The sequence below is a fragment of the Geotalea uraniireducens genome (assembly GCF_027943965.1).
In the GTDB taxonomy this organism is placed as follows: Bacteria; Desulfobacterota; Desulfuromonadia; order Geobacterales; family Geobacteraceae; genus Geobacter; species Geobacter uraniireducens.
In genome coordinates this window covers 1247535-1264554 of the sequence record NZ_AP027151.1, presented here as the reverse complement: position 1 = coordinate 1264554, position 17020 = coordinate 1247535, and the positions used below count along the sequence as shown (strand labels likewise).

Below are 17020 nucleotides of genomic sequence, written 5' to 3'. Positions count from 1 at the left end.
TTATCGAAGCGGGCAGGGAGACGGCAAGAAGCCACCCGGCGGTCAGCGCCGGTAAATCTGCGGCCGCCGTTTTACTCCCGTCAAGAGGACGAAGAGTATCCCGGTCGCAAAGCCGCCGACGTGGGCGAAATAGGCGACGCCGCCGCGCAGCAGCTCACCGCCGCCGAGCCACGAGGCGTTGAGGAACTGGATCAGCGCCCACCAGCCGATGATCAGAAAGGCGGGGACCTCCAGGAAGGTAAAGAAAAAGAAGATCGGCACGAGGGTGAGAATCCGCGCCCGGGGGAACAGGAGCAGGTACGCCCCCATCACGCCCGCCACCGCCCCGCTGGCGCCAACCATCGGGATCGTCGAGACGGGGGCGCTGGCGACCTGGGCCAGGGCGGCGACCAGCCCGCAGAGGAAGTAGAAGAAAAGATAGCGCGGCCGCCCGAGCACATCCTCCACGTTGTTGCCGAATATCCAGAGGAAGAGCATGTTCGAGCCGATGTGCAGCCAGTTGCCATGGAGAAACATCGAGGTGAAGATCGTCGGCCAGGCGAGGAGCGGTGCACCGTGCAGCGCCGCCGGCACCAGCGCGTAGTGGCTGCTCAGCCCGCCGACGAATTGTTTGGTCTGGACCAGCCCTCGGGCCGTCTCGACGAGGAAGGACTCGTAATGGCCCGAGAGCCGGTCGTCAAGAAAGACCAGCGCGTTGAGGACGATGAGGAGCACCGTCACTACGGGAAAACGCCGAGTCGGATTATAATCCTTGAGCGGAATCACGGCCGGCTAGCGACTCACTTCCCTTCCCCCTCGCAGGTCGCGGGGGTGCCGGGCGCAGCACCGGGTGCCGTTTTGCAGACCCCGATGATCTTTTCGATCAGCGGGATATTGGCGCCGCTGACATAGTTACCGTCAACCCAGAACGCGGGGGTAGAATGGACACCGAGCTTCTCGACGATCGCCCGCTGGGCGGCAAGCAGCCCCTTGTCGTCATTGGGTTTGTCGAAGAGATCCGGCCGCTTGTCCAACTCGCCCGAATAGACCTCCCAGAACGCCAGCTCTTTGTCCTTGGCGGCAAGGATGTAGCGGGCTTTTTTCTCCGCCGTGGGGTGCATGGGGAGCGGCAGGAAGAAGACGTAGCGGGTCACATCCGGCCGACGCCCCCAGTACTCATGCATCTTGCGGCAGAAGGGACAATCGGGATCGGTGATCTCGATGACCGTATGTTTGCCGTTGCCGATCTTTAGTGCCTTCTCCATATCCGCCTTGGTGAGAAGCTTGAAACGATCGGCGATCAACATGTTGCGGGTTTCCGCCGTCAGGTTTTTCCCTTCCTTGGTATAGAGATCGCCGACGAAAACATGGCCGGTCTTGAGGTGGACATAAATTACGTTGTTGCCGGTGACGACCTCGTAAACGCCATCGACAGGGGTTTTCTTGATGCTGGTCACCGGCATGGCGGGAAAAAGCTTTTTGAGTTCGCTTTCCGGACTGTCTTGCGGCGTCTCGGCATGGGCGACCGCCGCGAAAAGAGCACCGGCCATCAGGAAAATACCGACCCTTTTGTACCACTGAACCTTCATAATACCTCCACGGGCTGTTATAGCGGGAACCGCTCCCGACGCTGGCAGAGATAGCATGTTATCCCGGTGGGCGCAAGGGCCTTCGCGGGCATGCCGACTGCCGGCAAAATGCTATTGAATTATCGCGTAAAATAGGCTAGTTTGGCAAGCCTGACGATTAACTCCCGCCATTCGCCCCAGAATCAGCGGTCATATCCTCTCCGGAAGCACGTCGGTCGCTGGTGGGCCGCCCGGTCTTCAAAACCGGTGGGGGGGTTGAGAAAACTCCCCGGTGGGTTCGATTCCCATGTGCTTCCGCCAACAACTCCCAGGCCTCCGGGCATTCCCCCGACAGAGTACGAAAACCGCTTCGCTCCGAAGCAGTTTTGCCCGTTTCAGTGCCGTTGATCCCTAGCGGCGCTCGTGCTCTTCATATTCTCCGTGGTGATATTCCCGCTCGCGTTCTCCATGGTGCCGCCTGCCATCCTCGTCCCACCAGGGCCAGATGATACAGCCGGAGAGGGTTGTTGCCGTGACAAACAGCAGAATCGCCCGCATCATGATCGATTTTTTCATAACGTCGCTCCCAAGCTGGCAAATGCGCTGCACCTACAGATGAAGTATAGCGTAGATACGGCCTTTTATTCGGCAGCGGAGCAAGACCGCCACGGATGCCCCCGCTCGCAGCTGCTAGCCTGAAAGTATGGGTGGCCGTGGGCCCCGCCGGCAATGACACGTTTTCCTCGCCTCATTACCGCAATATTCGCACAGAAGCACGGGCTAGTTTTTCAGATAGGCCAGCAGAGAGCCGATAGCGGGATTTTTGTTGTCGCGCAGCCAGGCTGCGGCAAGGCTGATCGGTTCGAGGATGTCGTCCAGGCGAAGGAAGACGACATTTGGATGCGGCAGATTCATGACGTCGCTTGGCATGAGACAGACCCCGGCATCCGCCCCGATCATCCCCAACACTTCGAGCAGACTCCTGGCTTGGCCCGTCAAGGCCGGCTGAAACCCTGCCGCGACGCACGCTTTTACGATTGCCTGGTTGCGGCCGGGAAACTTTTCTTCGTCGTAGCCGATGAACTTTTCCGCCGCAAGCTCCCGCAACTGAATCGCCTTCCGTCCTGCCAGGCGATGCTGGCCTGAAACGGCTGCTTCCAAGGTCAATTCCTTTACCGCCAGCATGCGAATTTCACTGTGCAGATCATTGCAGGGATTGCCGATGAACGCCACATCGATCTGCCTGTTCCGCAACGCGACAATCTGATCGCCCGGCGGCATTTCGTGGATGACGAGCTCGATTTCCGGCTGCTCATGGGTGAACCGCGTCAGGGCGTCCCCCAGAAAAGAGCCTAGAGCGGTGGTAATGAAACCGATGGAGAGCTTGCCCGGGAGGGGGCTGGCCTCTTGTGCCGCCTTGACCGCTTCGTCGCAGGCGGTGAGGATGTCTAGGGCATGGCGGAAAAACGTCTCTCCGGCGGGGGTGAGGTCCAGGCCGGACCGTTGCCGGATAAACAGGGCCGTGCCCAGTTCGCATTCCAGCTCCCGTATCAGCCGGCTGACGGCCGGTTGGGACAGGTTCAGGACGTGTGCCGCCTTGCTGAAATTGCGGTGCTTGGCAGCGGCGACAAAATATCTGATATGGCGAAGCTCCATGGCCCCAAGTATTACATTTTGTTATGGCTGGTCAAGGAAAATACCGTAATGCATTCATTAACCGGCGGACTACAATATCACTAGAAGCACTCAATTACCGTGACGAGGTGAATGACATGAATAAACTGGATCTTCTCAATCCGCAGAACTCCGCTGTCATCTTCATCGATTTCCAGCCGCAGATGACATTCGGCGTAGCCAACATCGACCGGCAGGCCCTCTTCAACAACGTGCTCCTGCTGGCCAAGGCAGCAAAGATCTTCAACGTACCGACTATTCTCACCACGGTCGAGACGAAGAGTTTTTCCGGCAACATGTGGCCCCAGCTGCTCGACATCTTTCCGGGTCAGGAACCGATTGAACGGAGTTCCATGAATTCCTGGGAAGATGCAAAGTTCGTGGCGGCGGTCAAGGCGACCGGCCGGGAAAAACTGGTCATGGCCGCCCTATGGACCGAGGTTTGCCTTGCGTTTCCGACCCTGGAGGCACTGAAGGCGGGTTATGAAGTTTACGCTGTCGAGGATGCCTCGGGGGGGACCAGCGTGACCGCTCACAATGCGGCCATGCGGCGCATCGAGCAGGCGGGAGCGGTGCCAATGACCGCCCTGCAGGTTCTCCTTGAATACCAGCGCGACTGGGCACACAAGGAAACCTACAATGACGTCATGGCCGTGGTGAAGGAACACTGTGGCGCTTACGGACAAGGCGTTGAATACGCTTACACCATGGTGCACGGTGCCCCGCCGAGCCGAAGCGGGGCAGGACATTAAAGATCATGGACGAAACGACGGCTGAAAACGGCCCATTGACGGTCGTCGCGACGTGGCGTGTCCGCCGGGGAGCCGAAAGGGAATTTGAGGCATGGCGACGGGAAATCTCCGCTGCCGCCCTCACGTTTCCGGGCCACATGGGAGTGAATGTGATCCGGCCCGGCAACGAGAGCCGGGAGTATGCCGTCATCTTCCGGTTCGACACCTACGAACACCTGCGTGATTGGCAGAAATCAGCTCTGCGGCAACAGTTGTTACAGAACGCAGAAAAGCTGGTGGAACACGAACCGTCATACCGACTGGAGAGCGGTCTGGAGTACTGGTTTACACCGGCAAGTCCCACCGCCGCGCCGGCAACCTGGAAAATGGCCGTCGTGACAGTCCTGGCCGTCTGGCCGGTCAGCATCGTGGTACCGTGGCTGCTCAATCCTTTGATGCACAACCTAGCGATGCCCCTGCAGGCACTGCTGGTGGCGGTGGGCATCGTTATTCTTCTTACCTGGGCGGTGATGCCGGTGCTGGTGCGGGTCCTCCGGCTGTGGCTACAGCCCGCCCGGAAGGGAGGTAACACATGAATGCACCCGAATTGATCTTATATAACGGCAGGATCACCACTCTCGATGCCGCCCGGCCGGAGGTTTCGGCCATCGCCATAAGCGGCGGCCGTATTTCCGCCACCGGCGGCAATGAACTCCTCGCGACCGCCGACGCGAAGACGCGACGAATCGACCTGAACGGTCACCGGGTCATCCCGAGGCTCAACGATTCCCACATCCACGTCATCAGAGGTGGACTCAATTTCAACATGGAACTTCGCTGGGACGGCGTCCCTTCTTTGGCCGATGCCCTGGCAATGCTTCGTGAACAGGCACGGCGCACCCAGCCTCCCCAGTGGGTGCGGGTGATTGGCGGCTGGACCGAGTTCCAGTTTGCGGAAAAACGCCTGCCGACGGTGGAGGAGATTAACGCCGCCGCACCCGACACCCCGGTCTTCATCCTGCATCTTTACGACCGCGCCATTGTCAACCGGGCGGCGCTCCGGGCGCTCGGCTACACCCGTGAAACGCCCGACCCGCCGGGCGGGGAGATCCAGCGCGACAAGGCCGGCACCCCGACCGGGCTCCTGATTGCCCGGCCCAACGCCATGCTCCTCTATGCGAGCCTCGCCATGGGGCCTAAACTCCCCTTTGCCGACCAGGTCAACTCGACGCGCCAGTTCATGCGCGAACTGAACCGGCTCGGGCTCACCAGCGTCATCGACGCGGGAGGCGGCTTCCAGAACTACCCGGACGATTACCGGGTAATCGAGGAGTTGGCGGAGAGAGGAGAACTCACCCTCCGGATCGCCTACAACCTCTTCACCCAACATCCGCAGGGTGAACTGGCGGACTTCTCCCAGTGGGTCACCATGACCGCACCGCGAAAGGGAAACGATTTCTACCGGATGAACGGCGCCGGCGAAATGCTGGTCTTCTCCGCCGCCGACTTCGAGGATTTCCTCGAACCGAGGCCCGACCTGCTGCCGGTGATGGAGCAGGAACTGACCCAGGTGGTTCGCCTCCTCGCCGAGCAGCGTTGGCCGTTTCGGCTGCATGCCACCTACGACGAGTCGATCTCCCGCTTCCTCGACGTCTTCGAAGCGGTCGACCGCGAGGTCCCGTTCAATGGACTGCGCTGGTTCTTCGACCATGCCGAAACCATCACGCCGCGCAATCTCGAACGGGTCAAAGCGCTCGGCGGCGGCATCGCCATCCAGGACCGGATGGCCTTCCAGGGAGAATATTTCCGGGGACGGTACGGACGGGAAGCCGCGGAACATACCCCGCCCATCCGGCAGATGCTGGCGATGGGGATACCGGTCGGCGCCGGCACCGACGCAACCCGGGTGGCGAGCTACAACCCGTGGATTTCCCTCTACTGGCTCGTCACCGGGCGGACAGTCGGCGGCATGCAGCTTTATCCGGCGGCAAATCGTCTGGGGCGCGAAGAGGCACTGCGCCTCTACACCGTCGGAAGCAGCTGGTTCTCGGGCGACGAGGAGCGAAAGGGGATACTGACGCCGGGGCAGCTCGCCGACCTGGTGGTCCTTACCGCCGACTACCTCACCGTTCCGGAGGAAGAGATCAGAGGAATCGAGTCGCTTCTCACCGTGGTCGACGGCAAGGTGGTCTACGGCGCCGGGGAATTCGGCAGCCTGGCGCCGCCGCCGTTGCCGGTCAGCCCCGATTGGTCGCCGGTCGGCAGGTATGGCGGCTACCATCGCGGCGCAGCAGCTGCCGGGGTGATGCACAAGGAATGCGCCTGCCACGGCCATCAGCGGGTTTGGTCGCCGCAAGAATCGCGGTTCTGGGGAATCGGCTGCGACTGCTTCGCCTTCTGAACATTCCCCGGGGTAGTCGCGGCGGCGCTTTTATGGCCCGCAGCGCAGAAATCGGCGGAAGCCGCGTTATAATCTCTTGAACGCGGCATTATGGAGGGGGGATGGCTCAGAGCGGACAACCGGCAAAGCCGGCAAGGCACACCGACCAGCGATGGCCCCGGTATTCACCCGGAACGTGCAGTCGACCGATAACCGGCAGCCGGCCATCGGCCGGCGAGAGGGGAAGAGACAAGGAGTGCCCGAGCCAATGAGACTTCCGCCCGGACTTGGCGCAATCCTTGGCATTGCCCTCGTGATACTGGTCTGCCGCCCGGCGCACTCCCCTGCCGCAACCGGAGCGACGGCGGACGCGCCGCCGTATGCCTTGAACCGCGCCGACGAGGATTACCGTTATCTGCGCAACCCGGCCAACCGGCTCGACTTCTGGGATCCGCTCAAGTACCTGCCGCTCGACGGGAACGGCAGCTGGTTCCTCTCCATCGGCGGCGAAGCCCGGGAGCGCTACGAATATTTCAACCGGCCCAACTGGGGACAGGGGGCAGAGGACCACGGCTATTTCCTGCAGCGCTACTTCCTCCACGGCGATCTCCACCTCGGCGATCATGCCCGCTTCTTCACCCAGTTCCAGAGCAGCCTTGAAGACGGCCGGAGAGGCGGTCCGCGGCCCGCGATCGACGAGGATCAACTCGACGTGCACCAGCTGTTTTTGGACCTGGCGGCAAATCTACCCGGCGACAGCTCGCTCACCCTGCGGTCGGGCCGCCAGGAACTGGCCTACGGCTCGCAGCGTCTCATTTCGGTGCGGGAAGGGCCGAACGTCCGCCAGAGCTTCGACGGCTTCCGGCTCATCTACCGAAAGGGGGACATCCGGATCGACGGTTTTGCCGCCAAGCCGGCGCTGACCAACCGCCACGTTTTCGACGACGGGCCGGACAATACCAGGGCACTCTGGGGAGCCTACGCCGTGCTTCCCTGCCCGCCTCTCGCCGAGGCGCACCTCGACCTCTACTATATCGGCCTGTTTCGCCGCACGGCGGGTTTCGACCAGGGAACCGCCCGCGAGACACGGCATTCGGCGGGAGCCAGGCTCTGGCGTACCGCGCTGCCCGTCGACTACAATTTCGAAGCCCTCTACCAGTGGGGGAGCTTCGGGAATGGCGACATCCGGGCATGGACCGTCGCTTCCGACACCGGCTACACGCTGGTTTCGCTGCCGCTGCGTCCGCGGATCGGCCTGCGGGCGGACATCGCCAGCGGCGACGAAGATCCGGCCAATCCCGACTTGCAGACGTTCAACCCGCTGTTCCCGAAGGGGGCGTATTTCAGCGAGGCGGGGCTGATCGGCCCGGCCAACTTCATCGACCTCAACCCCTGTCTCGACCTCCACCTCACCGACAAGGCAACCATCACCTTCGACTGGGATTTCTTCTGGCGGGAGAGTACCCGCGACGGGCTGTACAACAACGCCGTGGCCCTGGTCCGGTCCGGCGAGACCAGCAATGCCCGCTATATCGGCAGCATGGCGCAGACGCAGCTGTTCTGGAATATCGACCGGCACCTGTCGTTCGTCGCCATTTACGGTCATTTTTTTGCCGGGCGCTTCCTCAAGGAGGCCGGCCCGGGTAATGATGTGGACTACCTGACGACCTGGCTGTCCTACAAATTTTGACGTAACCGCCGGTGATGCAGCCGTAGCGGGGGATGCCGCCACAACAGGCTCAGTCAGACGGGCAGTAAATTACGCTAACAGATACACCATCAGCCGCCGGGAGGGGAAAAACCATGACCAGCCGCAAGATCGACCGGATTCTCAAGAGCCGCCCGACCATCGAAGGGGCCGGCGTCCATCTCAAACGGGCGTTCGGCTATTCCCAGGTACCGCTGTTCGACCCGTTCCTGATGCTGGACGACTTCCACACCGCCAACCCGGCGGAATACCTCCCCGGCTTCCCCTGGCATCCCCACCGGGGGATCGAAACCATCACCTACGTGCTCGAAGGGGTGGTCGAACACGGCGACAGCATGGGGAACAAGGGGGCGATCGGCGCCGGTGACGTGCAGTGGATGACCGCCGGCAGCGGCATCATCCACCAGGAAATGCCCCGGCTGAGCCCTACCGGCACGATGTGGGGATTCCAGTTCTGGGCGAACCTGCCGGCGGCGCAGAAAATGATGGAACCGCGCTACTGGGACGTGGCGGCGGCCACCATTCCCCAGCTCACCCTCGCTTCCGGGGTGACGATCAAGGTCGTCTCCGGCCAGGTGAACGGTACCCGCGGGCCGGTGCAGGACATCGTCATCGAACCGGAGATGCTCGACGTCAGCGTGCCGGCCGGCACGGAATTCCGTCACCCGGTGCAGGAAGGCCACACGGCCATCGCCTATGTGCTGGCCGGCGAAGGGCATTTCGACGAGCGGCGCGACCCGTTCGCCTTCGAAATGGTGGGCAGGGGGTGGATGGACGTCGCCCGGCGCTGCAGCTGCGGGCCGGAGACGGTGATCCTCTACGAGCGGACCGGCAGCGAAATCCGGGTGACCGCCGGCGAGGGGGGAGTGCGCTTTCTCTTCCTCGCCGGGAGACCGCTCCGCGAGCCGGTCGCCTGGTACGGCCCGATCGTCATGAATACCCAGGAAGAACTGCGGATCGCCTTTGAGGAGTACGAAAAGGGGACCTTCATCAAGCGGCGCTGAACAGCAAACGCCGGCGGAGCGGACCGCCGTCAGCGCCGGCGGCGGGGGATGAAGCGGGGCACCCGCTCGCGGTAGCGGCGGTACTCCTCGCCGAAGCGCGCCGCCAGCTCGCGCTCTTCCACGGCGACCACCAGCCGGATGCCGGCGAGCCAGAGGAGATAGAGCAGGTAAGCGGCGGGGTAATTGGCGATCAGGACATAGCCGAGCAGCGCCAGATCCATCTGCAGATAGCGGGGATGGCGGATCGTGCCGTAAATGCCGGTGGTGATCAGGGTGCCTTTCCCCGGCGCGGCGCTCAGTTCCGGGATGCCGACCAGCACCCGGAGCGGCAGGTCGCGGAAAAGCCAGCGGTGCAGCCACCCCGCCCCAGCGAGGCAGACGATGCCGAGCGCCGCCAGCAGCCGGTTCGTCCCCCAGGAATGGCCCAGCAGCCGGTCACGGCAGAGAAACAGTCCTGCCATCACCGGCACGAGCATCGCCCCCACCGCTCCATAGGCCCGCGCCACCCCGAGCCGCCGCCAGAAACGGGCGAACGGATGGATCAGCAGCCAGTAGAGAATGGCCGTCGGGATCGCCACCAAGAGCATTACCGCCAGCCAGTAACGCACCACGTCCATCAGGGTTCCTTCGCCCACGCCGCCCCCTTCAGCCGCCGCCCCCTCCCCCCCGGGTCATGGGCAGTCGCCCGCCCCGCCGAGCAGGGTGACAACCAGCGCCGACCATCTCGTACCCTCATACCACACAATCGGGCTTGGGCAAATGGCTCTTCACCCAAAAGGACGATTTCCCGAAGCGTTACTATAGATGCCCGCTGCTGCCGGTTCGGCCCCCTATCCGCTTTTCGGCACGCACCCCCGGCAGGCTCCGCCAGGCAACCAAAATTCATTTCAAGCACGCTTAAACCTTGAAAATCCAAATAAAATTTTGTTAAGCTGCGAGATAGCGAAGCATCCGGACGTTTCCCGTTCCCTACCGTTCCCGAACCGCGCCTCCTTGACCGCCGAACGATCCGCTCCGCCACACCCCGCCGCGCCGGGAGCGCTTGTCGAGCATGAACAGGCCAATGACCGAAATCGATACCGACAGATCGTCGCCGCCCGCCGCGCCCCGGACGTTTATCGCCCGGCTGGTGATCGGCATGGTGCTCCTCAATCTGTTCGTCATCGGCCTGGCGGGATTCTCCATCTACCAGACCTGGCGGCAACACGAGCAGCGGGTCATCGCCACCACCGAGAATCTGAGCCACTCCCTGGAACTGATCATCACCAACATGATCGACAAGGCGGACGTGGCACTCCGCGCGGTGGTCGATGAAGCAGAGAAACAGCTGGCGACCGGCGGCATCGACGAGGCGAGCATGACCGCCTTCGCGAACCGGCAACAGGCGCGCATCGCCCAACTCGACGGCATCCGCCTGACCGACGCCCGGGGGATTCCCCGCTACGGCACCGGCACGACCAGCGGGCCCCTCCCCAGCATTGCCGACCGCGACTACTTCGCCAACGCCCGGCAGGACCGCAACGCCGGGCTGTTCATCTCCCAACCGATCTTCGGCCGTTTCACCCACAAATGGATCTTCAACGTCAGCCGCCGGCTCAACCGCCCCGATGGAACCTTTGCCGGGATCGCCTTCGCCACCTTCTCGGTCAACGATCTGAGCCGGAGCTTTGCCAACTTCGATCTCGGCGACCACGGAGTCATCGCCCTCCGCCGCGCCGACCTGAGCCTCATCGCCCAGTATCCCTATCCGAAGAAAGACAGCGCAGGCATCGGCAGCAAGACGGCACCACGGGAGCTACGCCAGGCAATCAGGGGCGGGGTGGCCGGCGGGCTCTACCAGTCCCCCTGCCCGGACGGCGGAACCTGCGCCTACTCGTTCCGCAAGCTCGCCGCCTACCCTCTGTACGTTGTCGTCGGCCGGGCCTGCAGCGACTACCGGAGCGAATGGCGGGGCGAGGCGGCCAAGGTTGTCGGGCTGGTGGCGCTCTTCGTCATCGGTTCGGCGGTGACGACCCGGCTGATCTACCGCCACTGGCGGCGGGAACAGCAGGCACAGGCCGAGCTGGTCCGCCATCGCGAACAGTTGCAGGAACTGGTCGCCGCCCGGACCACCGAGCTGGAGGTCAAGAACCTTCAGCTCCGGGAAGCCCAGCGGATCGCCCATCTTGGCAGCTGGGATTACGACCATCGCGCCGGCCGGCTGCTCCAGTCCGAAGAACTTGGCCGGATTTTCGATATCGACCCGGCCGGGGATCCGTCATTCCAGGACTTCGTCGCCAGGGTCCACCCGGACGATCGCGCCCGGGTGATGGCAGGGGCCGGCGGCCCGACCCGCCCGCCTTCGCCGGAGGCGCTGACCTACCGGCTCCTCCTCCCCGACGGCCGGATCAGGTACGTCTACGAGCAGCGGGAAACCCTCTACGGTGACGACGGCCAACCGGCCCGCTCCGCCGGCACCGTCCAGGACATCACCGACCGCCGGCTGGCCGAGGACGCCCTGCGGAAGAGCGAGGAGCGGTTCCGGCTGCTGGTGCAGCATGCGCCGGTGGCGATCTTCGTCCAGACCGACTGGCGGTTCGCCTTCATCAATCCGATGGCCCTCCGGCTGTTCGGCGCCGATTCCGCCGACCAACTGCTCGGTCGACCGGTGATGGAGCGCTTCCATCCCGATTTCCACGAGACAGTCTGCCAGCGAATCCGCTCTTTGAACGACGAGCGCCGGGACGTGCCGCCGCTTGAACAGCTCTACCTGAGACTCGACGACACGCCGTTTCCCGTCGAGGTCTCCGCGACGCCGTTCGTTTACGAAGGGCGCAACGGGGCGCTGATCTACTTCCAGGATGTGACCGAACGGCGCAGGGCCAAGGAGGAGATTCTCCGGCTCAATACCGACCTCGAAGAGCGGGTGCGACTCCGGACCGCCGAACTGGAAGCGGCCAACCGGGAACTGGAGGCGTTCAGCTACTCGGTTTCCCACGACCTGCGGGCGCCGCTGCGCCATATCGACGGCTACAGCAAGCTGCTTCTGGAGGACTACCTGGAGAAGCTCGATGCGGAAGGGTGTCACTTTCTCGACCGGATTCGGGCCGGCGCCCAGCGGATGGGGCAGTTGATCGACGACCTGCTCCAGCTGGCCGACGTCAGCCGCCAGGAGGTGCAGCGTGGCTCCGTGGATCTGAGCGAACTGGCCCGGGCGATCGTCCCGGAGTTGCGGCAGATGCAGCCGGAACGTGCCGTCTCCTTCGACATTGCCGGCGGAGTCACCGCCACCGGCGATCCGCGGCTGTTGCGCCTCGTCATGGAGAACCTGCTCGGCAACGCCTGGAAATATACCGGAAAAGAGCCGGCGGCGGTCATCGGATTCGGCATGCTCGCCGGGGAGACGGGTCACGTTTATTTCGTGCGCGACAACGGGGTGGGATTGGACATGCAGTACGTCGACAAGCTGTTCCGTCCCTTCCAGCGGCTGCACAGCTCGGCCGACTTTTCCGGGACCGGCATCGGGCTGGCAACCGTCCGGCGGATCGTCCAGCGGCACGGCGGAGAGGTCTGGGTCGAGGGGGCGCCCGGTCAGGGAGCGACCTTCTTCTTCACCCTCCCCGACGGGAAAAGGCGGCCCGGCCGCCGGCCGACAACAACCTGACCGCCGGCGGCGACACCGTTTGCATCACCCCGTGGCCAGTGGCGCCTCCAGCAGCATCCGCCCGACTTCGCCGATGAACTGCTCGCGGGTAAACGGCTTTTGCAGGAAGTTGACTCCTTCTTCCAGCGTCCCGTTGTGGACCACCACGTCATTCGTATAGCCGGAGATAAAGAGCACGGGCAGCCCGGGCCGCTCCCCCGCCAGTCGGTCGTAAAGCTCGTGGCCATCCATCTCCGGCATCACCACATCCGTCACCAGCAGATCGATGACCTGCCGACGATCTTGCGCCAGCTCGCACGCCTCGCCCGGCGTGGCGGCCACCAGCACCCGGCAGCCGGTGGCCGCCAGGAGCTCGACCGCCATCTCCCGCACCATTTCGTTGTCTTCCACCACCAGGATGGTCTTGTTCCGCATGACCCCGGCAAGCGGATCGGCGTTTGCCGACTCTCCCCCCGCCGCCGGGGCGACAGCGTCATTGGCCGGCAGATAGATGGTAAAAGTCGTGCCGCTGTCGACCCTGCTGGTAACGGCGATATAACCGTTATGCTGCTTCACCACTCCGTAGACCGTTGCCAGGCCGAGCCCCGTCCCGTGGCCGACCTGCTTGGTGGTAAAAAAGGGCTCGAAAATGTGCTGCAGCGTCCGATCGTCCATCCCGCAGCCGTCATCGACAAAAGAAAGCATCACATGGGGACCCGGGCGCATTCCGGGATGGAGGCGGACGTATTCGTCGTCGAGCAGCACGTGGCCGGTTTCGATGGTGATGGCGCCGTTGCCGCTGATGGCATCCTGGGCGTTGACTGCCAGGTTCAGCAGAATCTGCTCTACCTGCCCGCGGTCCGCCAGGACGGCAACGCCGCCGGTCGCCAGAACCAGCCGGATGGCGATATTTTCCCGGATCGTGCTCCGCAGGATGTCATGAAACGAACGGATCACCTCGTTCAGGTCGAGCAGCTGCATCTTGAGGATCTGGCGCCGCCCGAAGGAGAGCAGCTTCTGGGTCAGTTCGCGAGCCTTCTGGGCGGCCTTCAGAATGCGCTCCGCCATCATCCGCGCCGTACTTTCGGCGGGAGAGTCGCTCTTGATCATGTCGGCATAGACGAGAACCGGGGTCAGCAGGTTGTTGAAGTCGTGGGCAATCCCCCCGGTCAACTGGCCGATCGCCTCGATCTTCTGCACATGACGGAGCTGGTCTTCCAGAAGTTTGCGCCGCTCCTCCTCGCGAACCCGGCCGATGGCGATGCTCGCCAGATGGGCCGCCGACTCGATCAGGGCGATCTCCTCCTCGCTCGGCGCCCGTGGCTCCCGGTAATAGACGGCAAAGGTGCCGAGCAGCTCGCCGTCCGAAAGCAGGATCGGCGTCGACCAGCAAGCGCGCAGCCCGGCCTCGCAGGCCGGCTTGAAGCCCTTCCAGTAGGGATGGCTCTCGATATCCTCGACAATCACCCGCTGTTTCAGATGGGCCGCCGTACCGCACGATCCCATTCCCTCGCGGATCGGCAGGCCGTCGACAGCCCGGTTGTACGCTTCCGGCAGGTTCGGCGCCGCACCGTGCCGGAGTCGGCTGCCCGTCTCGTCGGCCAGCAGCACCGAACAGATCGCCCCGTGACTCTGCTGTTCGGCAAAATTGACGATATGCTGAAGCAACCCATCCAGGGCGGCCCCGGTCGCCATCTCTTCCAGGATCGCCAGCCGACCCTGCTCGCGTCGCTCGGCCTGCTTCCGCTCGTGGACGTCCCGGGCGATGCTGAGAATGTAAGGGGTACCGTCGCTCTCCATCCGATGGGCATGGACCTCCATCGGCACAACGCTGCCGTCGCGGGTCAGATAGGCAGATTCGAAGGTTGCCTCGCCCAGGCTCTCCACCCGTTGCAGAGCGAGGCACAGCTGGTTCCGCGCCTCCGGCGGCGCCAGGTCGTGGAGATTCATTGCCGCCAGCTTGGCCGCCGGGAAACCGGTAATCTTGCAGAGCGCCTGATTGAAATGCACCAGCCGGCCGGCAAGGTCGCACTGGAGAATCGCGTCGTTGGCTGCATCGATCTGCGCCGCCTTCACCCTGACCAGTTCCTGCTGTTCGCGAAAGCTGCTCCGCGCCGTTTCCAGCCGGTCCAGGTGACGGAACATCAGCCGGGTCAGGAAGAGGATAACGATGCAGAGGGCCACCGTTACTGCCGCCTGCAGCAGCGATTTGTGGGCCCAGGGGGCAAGAACGTCGTCCCGATTGAGGGAGACTACCGCAACTACCGGGAAGCGCGACAGCCGCTTGTAGGAAATGATCCGCGGGCCGCGGTCAACGACGCTGCTGTCGACGCTGAAAGTTCCCGACGGGGCCTTGGGGAGCCATGTCCGGAACAGGCGCGAGTCGCGGAAATCCTTCTGGTAGATCCCCGCCACCTCCGGCTCGAAGACCAGCGGAGCGCCATCATCGCGGATCAGCATCACCCGGCCGCGGGGACCGAGGCTCGAAGCGCTGAAGAACCGCTTGAAGTAATTGACCTCGAAGGCGACTGCCAGAAAACCGGCAAATTGCCTATCGGGCGGATCGAGCGGCCTGATCAGATTGAAGCGCCAGCGGTGGACCAGCCGGCTCATTACCGGCTTGCTCAGGTAAAGGTCCGTGCCGGGATTGTTCAGGTAATAACGGAAATACTCCCGATCAGCCACCCGGATCTGCCGGGAGGGTTCCTGGGAATTGATGAACATCAGGCCGTGCTGATCGACCATGAACAGCGTGCCGATCTGGGGCGAGCCCCCCCCCTGCCGGTGCAGCAGATCGAACAGCTGGCGCCGGCCGAGCCGCTCGACTCCTCCCAGCAGCCCAACGTTGTAGACGACATCCCTCGCCACCCGGTCGGCCTCGGCAAAGGAGCTTTCAGCATGCTCGCTGAGCGCCTGGGCGTAGCCCGCCGTCTGGCGCTCTGCCGTGGCAATGATATGACGATACTCGACCACGATGCTCCAGGTGGAGATCGCCACCATTGCCGCCAGGACAAGCCCGACGAAAATCCGGATGCGCCGTTTCAGATCCCCGATTTCTTCCACGCGGTATGTCCCTTCCAGTTACAGCTTCGCTCCGCAGTGCGGTCGGTGATGTCAGTCAGAAACCATCCCGTTACCTACATTTATCGTCATCAATGAACAGTTCTTTAGCGGCAAAATGTAAACCACTTTTCCATATAACACAGCTCGTCGCTAAACATTAACTGCAATCGCCCGCCATCGCTAACAAAAAAAAGCCGCCCCGTAGTCGGGGCGGCCGGTGGCGGCAGCACGGAATAATGCAGGCGTGGTTTACTCGGGCGTGGCGGCGGCAGCGTTGCAACGCTCGACCACCCCCCGCAGCCAGGCGATCTCGTCGGGAAGGAACTGTTTCGAATAGCCGGTTCCGACATTCAGCGCCCAGTGCAGCGGCGGCATGGTGATGGCAGCCAGGACGTGCCCCGGCACCTCGACGAAGCGGACCTCTCTGGCGGCCCAATCCTGCAGGCGCTCCCGGGTGTCGAAGAGCATCAGATAGTCGTTCCCCTCCGCTTCCATGATCAGTGGCAAAGCCTGCCCCTCCGCCGGGCCCGCATCCTCGCCGGCCACCGGCTCGTCGCGAGCCGGGACGAAGAAGGTCGAGTTGAGAAAGAGATCGTAATACTTCGATTGGTTCCTGGCGTCGTTCGCATCCTGGCGCAGCAGCTCCAGTGCCTTGTCGAGTTCGGTCATCGGGCCGTCCTTTCAGCCGGTAAATGGGGCGGCACCGCAGATGCGGGCCGTTGCCGTCCAGTATAGGGGAAGCCGCCGCCAAGGTAAAGCGATAGCTTGTTGCATGCGCCCCCTCCCGAGAAAAAGAGGGGTTCCCTTCGGCAAGGGAGATTTTCGTCCCGGCAAGGAAATCGGGGGCCTGCGCAAAGGCGTATCGCGGCATGCAGCACAGGCAAGACCGGCGATTGACGCCGCCGTCACCACGGAAACACTCCTTGCCGATTACTGCAGCCTGCTCTATCGCCGTTTCGGTACAGACGAAGAGGCCGCCCGCCGCACCCAGCTGGATCGGCGGAGCGCTAAAAAACATGTCCAGGCGGGGCTGAATCGGAAAGCGACCACACCGGGCTCTCCGCAAAGCAGGGGGAGCGGGGAGTGAATTCTCCGCCGAAGCCATGTCTTTCCTTGCTTTTTTGCCCAATTTCCGGTAGATAGTATGGGCTTGACGTGGCCGCAGCCGTCCCGGCTTCCGGGAGAATCCGGCCGCCGCCCGCCCGGAGCAGCCGGCGGTGAACCGGCCGGTTATTTTCAAATGAAATGCGCGAATTGATCCTGCCCCGCCTCACCGCTGTTCTTCCGCCGG

Annotated in this window: 13 protein-coding genes and 1 tRNA gene; 7 read left to right on the top strand and 7 right to left on the bottom strand. The window is 63.2% G+C overall.

The features are described from left to right. Window positions 1-42 precede the first annotated feature (42 nt). Together QMN23_RS05875 and QMN23_RS05870 are read right to left on the bottom strand one after the other, a co-directional pair. On the bottom strand, window positions 43-765 hold the full coding sequence (locus QMN23_RS05875; RefSeq protein WP_282002554.1) for a rhomboid family intramembrane serine protease: 723 nt from the start codon (window positions 763-765) through the stop codon (window positions 43-45). 14 nt (window positions 766-779) lie between these two features. Beyond that, window positions 780-1568 carry a DsbC family protein gene (locus tag QMN23_RS05870; protein WP_282002552.1) on the bottom strand — a complete coding sequence of 263 codons (789 nt, stop codon included), beginning with the start codon at window positions 1566-1568 and terminating at the stop codon, window positions 780-782. Between the two features lie 202 nt (window positions 1569-1770). Here QMN23_RS05870 and QMN23_RS05865 point away from each other — a divergent pair. Then, window positions 1771-1868: transfer RNA gene (locus tag QMN23_RS05865), tRNA-Sec, on the top strand. A 90-nt stretch (window positions 1869-1958) separates the two neighbouring features. Here QMN23_RS05865 and QMN23_RS05860 read toward each other — a convergent pair. After that, window positions 1959-2123 carry a hypothetical protein gene (locus QMN23_RS05860; RefSeq protein ID WP_282002551.1) on the bottom strand — a complete coding sequence of 55 codons (165 nt, stop codon included), beginning with the start codon at window positions 2121-2123 and terminating at the stop codon, window positions 1959-1961. A 204-nt stretch (window positions 2124-2327) separates the two neighbouring features. Continuing rightward, a complete protein-coding gene (locus QMN23_RS05855) occupies window positions 2328-3203 on the bottom strand; it encodes a LysR family transcriptional regulator (protein WP_282002550.1) in 876 nt (291 codons plus the stop codon). Between the two features lie 116 nt (window positions 3204-3319). Between QMN23_RS05855 and QMN23_RS05850 the strand changes: the two genes are divergently transcribed. The 5 genes from QMN23_RS05850 (at window position 3320) to QMN23_RS05830 (ending at window position 9044) form a co-directional block, all read left to right on the top strand. Further along, window positions 3320-3973 carry a hydrolase gene (locus QMN23_RS05850; protein WP_282002548.1) on the top strand — a complete coding sequence of 218 codons (654 nt, stop codon included), beginning with the start codon at window positions 3320-3322 and terminating at the stop codon, window positions 3971-3973. A gap of 5 nt (window positions 3974-3978) precedes the next feature. Continuing rightward, window positions 3979-4548 carry an antibiotic biosynthesis monooxygenase gene (locus QMN23_RS05845; RefSeq protein ID WP_282002547.1) on the top strand — a complete coding sequence of 190 codons (570 nt, stop codon included), beginning with the start codon at window positions 3979-3981 and terminating at the stop codon, window positions 4546-4548. Beyond that, the gene (locus tag QMN23_RS05840; protein WP_282002545.1) at window positions 4545-6353 is read left to right on the top strand and encodes an amidohydrolase; all 1809 of its coding nucleotides are present in this window, start codon (window positions 4545-4547) and stop codon (window positions 6351-6353) included. The genes QMN23_RS05845 and QMN23_RS05840 overlap by 4 nt, the downstream gene beginning before the upstream one ends. 247 nt (window positions 6354-6600) lie before the next feature. Next, entirely contained in the window at window positions 6601-8022 is a 1422-nt protein-coding gene (locus QMN23_RS05835; RefSeq protein ID WP_282002543.1) for an alginate export family protein, read from the top strand. A gap of 113 nt (window positions 8023-8135) precedes the next feature. Continuing rightward, on the top strand, window positions 8136-9044 hold the full coding sequence (locus tag QMN23_RS05830; RefSeq protein WP_282002542.1) for a pirin family protein: 909 nt from the start codon (window positions 8136-8138) through the stop codon (window positions 9042-9044). 29 nt (window positions 9045-9073) lie between these two features. On the opposite strand, the gene QMN23_RS05825 is transcribed toward QMN23_RS05830, so the two are convergent. Then, the gene (locus QMN23_RS05825) at window positions 9074-9679 is read right to left on the bottom strand and encodes a methyltransferase family protein (protein ID WP_282002541.1); all 606 of its coding nucleotides are present in this window, start codon (window positions 9677-9679) and stop codon (window positions 9074-9076) included. Window positions 9680-10107: 428 nt separating this feature from the next. On the opposite strand from QMN23_RS05825, the gene QMN23_RS05820 reads away from it, so the two are divergent. Beyond that, entirely contained in the window at window positions 10108-12687 is a 2580-nt protein-coding gene (locus QMN23_RS05820; protein ID WP_282002539.1) for an ATP-binding protein, read from the top strand. 24 nt (window positions 12688-12711) lie between these two features. Here the strand turns inward: QMN23_RS05820 and QMN23_RS05815 are convergent, their stop codons facing one another. Then, window positions 12712-15729 carry a GAF domain-containing protein gene (locus tag QMN23_RS05815; RefSeq protein ID WP_282002538.1) on the bottom strand — a complete coding sequence of 1006 codons (3018 nt, stop codon included), beginning with the start codon at window positions 15727-15729 and terminating at the stop codon, window positions 12712-12714. A 249-nt stretch (window positions 15730-15978) separates the two neighbouring features. Then, window positions 15979-16398 (bottom strand): SseB family protein, encoded by a 420-nt coding sequence (locus QMN23_RS05810; RefSeq protein ID WP_282002536.1) that lies wholly within the window; start codon window positions 16396-16398, stop codon window positions 15979-15981. Window positions 16399-17020 lie beyond the last annotated feature (622 nt).

What these genes read in the sequence shown, in the direction of transcription:
- QMN23_RS05870 (WP_282002552.1), bottom strand. Translation starts at nt 1,568, where the DNA reads ATGAAGGTTCAGTGGTACAAAAGGGTCGGTATTTTCCTGATGGCCGGT.
- QMN23_RS05860 (WP_282002551.1), bottom strand. Translation starts at nt 2,123, where the DNA reads ATGAAAAAATCGATCATGATGCGGGCGATTCTGCTGTTTGTCACGGCA.
- QMN23_RS05855 (WP_282002550.1), bottom strand. Translation starts at nt 3,203, where the DNA reads ATGGAGCTTCGCCATATCAGATATTTTGTCGCCGCTGCCAAGCACCGC.
- QMN23_RS05850 (WP_282002548.1), top strand. Translation starts at nt 3,320, where the DNA reads ATGAATAAACTGGATCTTCTCAATCCGCAGAACTCCGCTGTCATCTTC.
- QMN23_RS05845 (WP_282002547.1), top strand. Translation starts at nt 3,979, where the DNA reads ATGGACGAAACGACGGCTGAAAACGGCCCATTGACGGTCGTCGCGACG.
- QMN23_RS05840 (WP_282002545.1), top strand. Translation starts at nt 4,545, where the DNA reads ATGAATGCACCCGAATTGATCTTATATAACGGCAGGATCACCACTCTC.
- QMN23_RS05835 (WP_282002543.1), top strand. Translation starts at nt 6,601, where the DNA reads ATGAGACTTCCGCCCGGACTTGGCGCAATCCTTGGCATTGCCCTCGTG.
- QMN23_RS05830 (WP_282002542.1), top strand. Translation starts at nt 8,136, where the DNA reads ATGACCAGCCGCAAGATCGACCGGATTCTCAAGAGCCGCCCGACCATC.
- QMN23_RS05820 (WP_282002539.1), top strand. Translation starts at nt 10,108, where the DNA reads ATGACCGAAATCGATACCGACAGATCGTCGCCGCCCGCCGCGCCCCGG.
- QMN23_RS05810 (WP_282002536.1), bottom strand. Translation starts at nt 16,398, where the DNA reads ATGACCGAACTCGACAAGGCACTGGAGCTGCTGCGCCAGGATGCGAAC.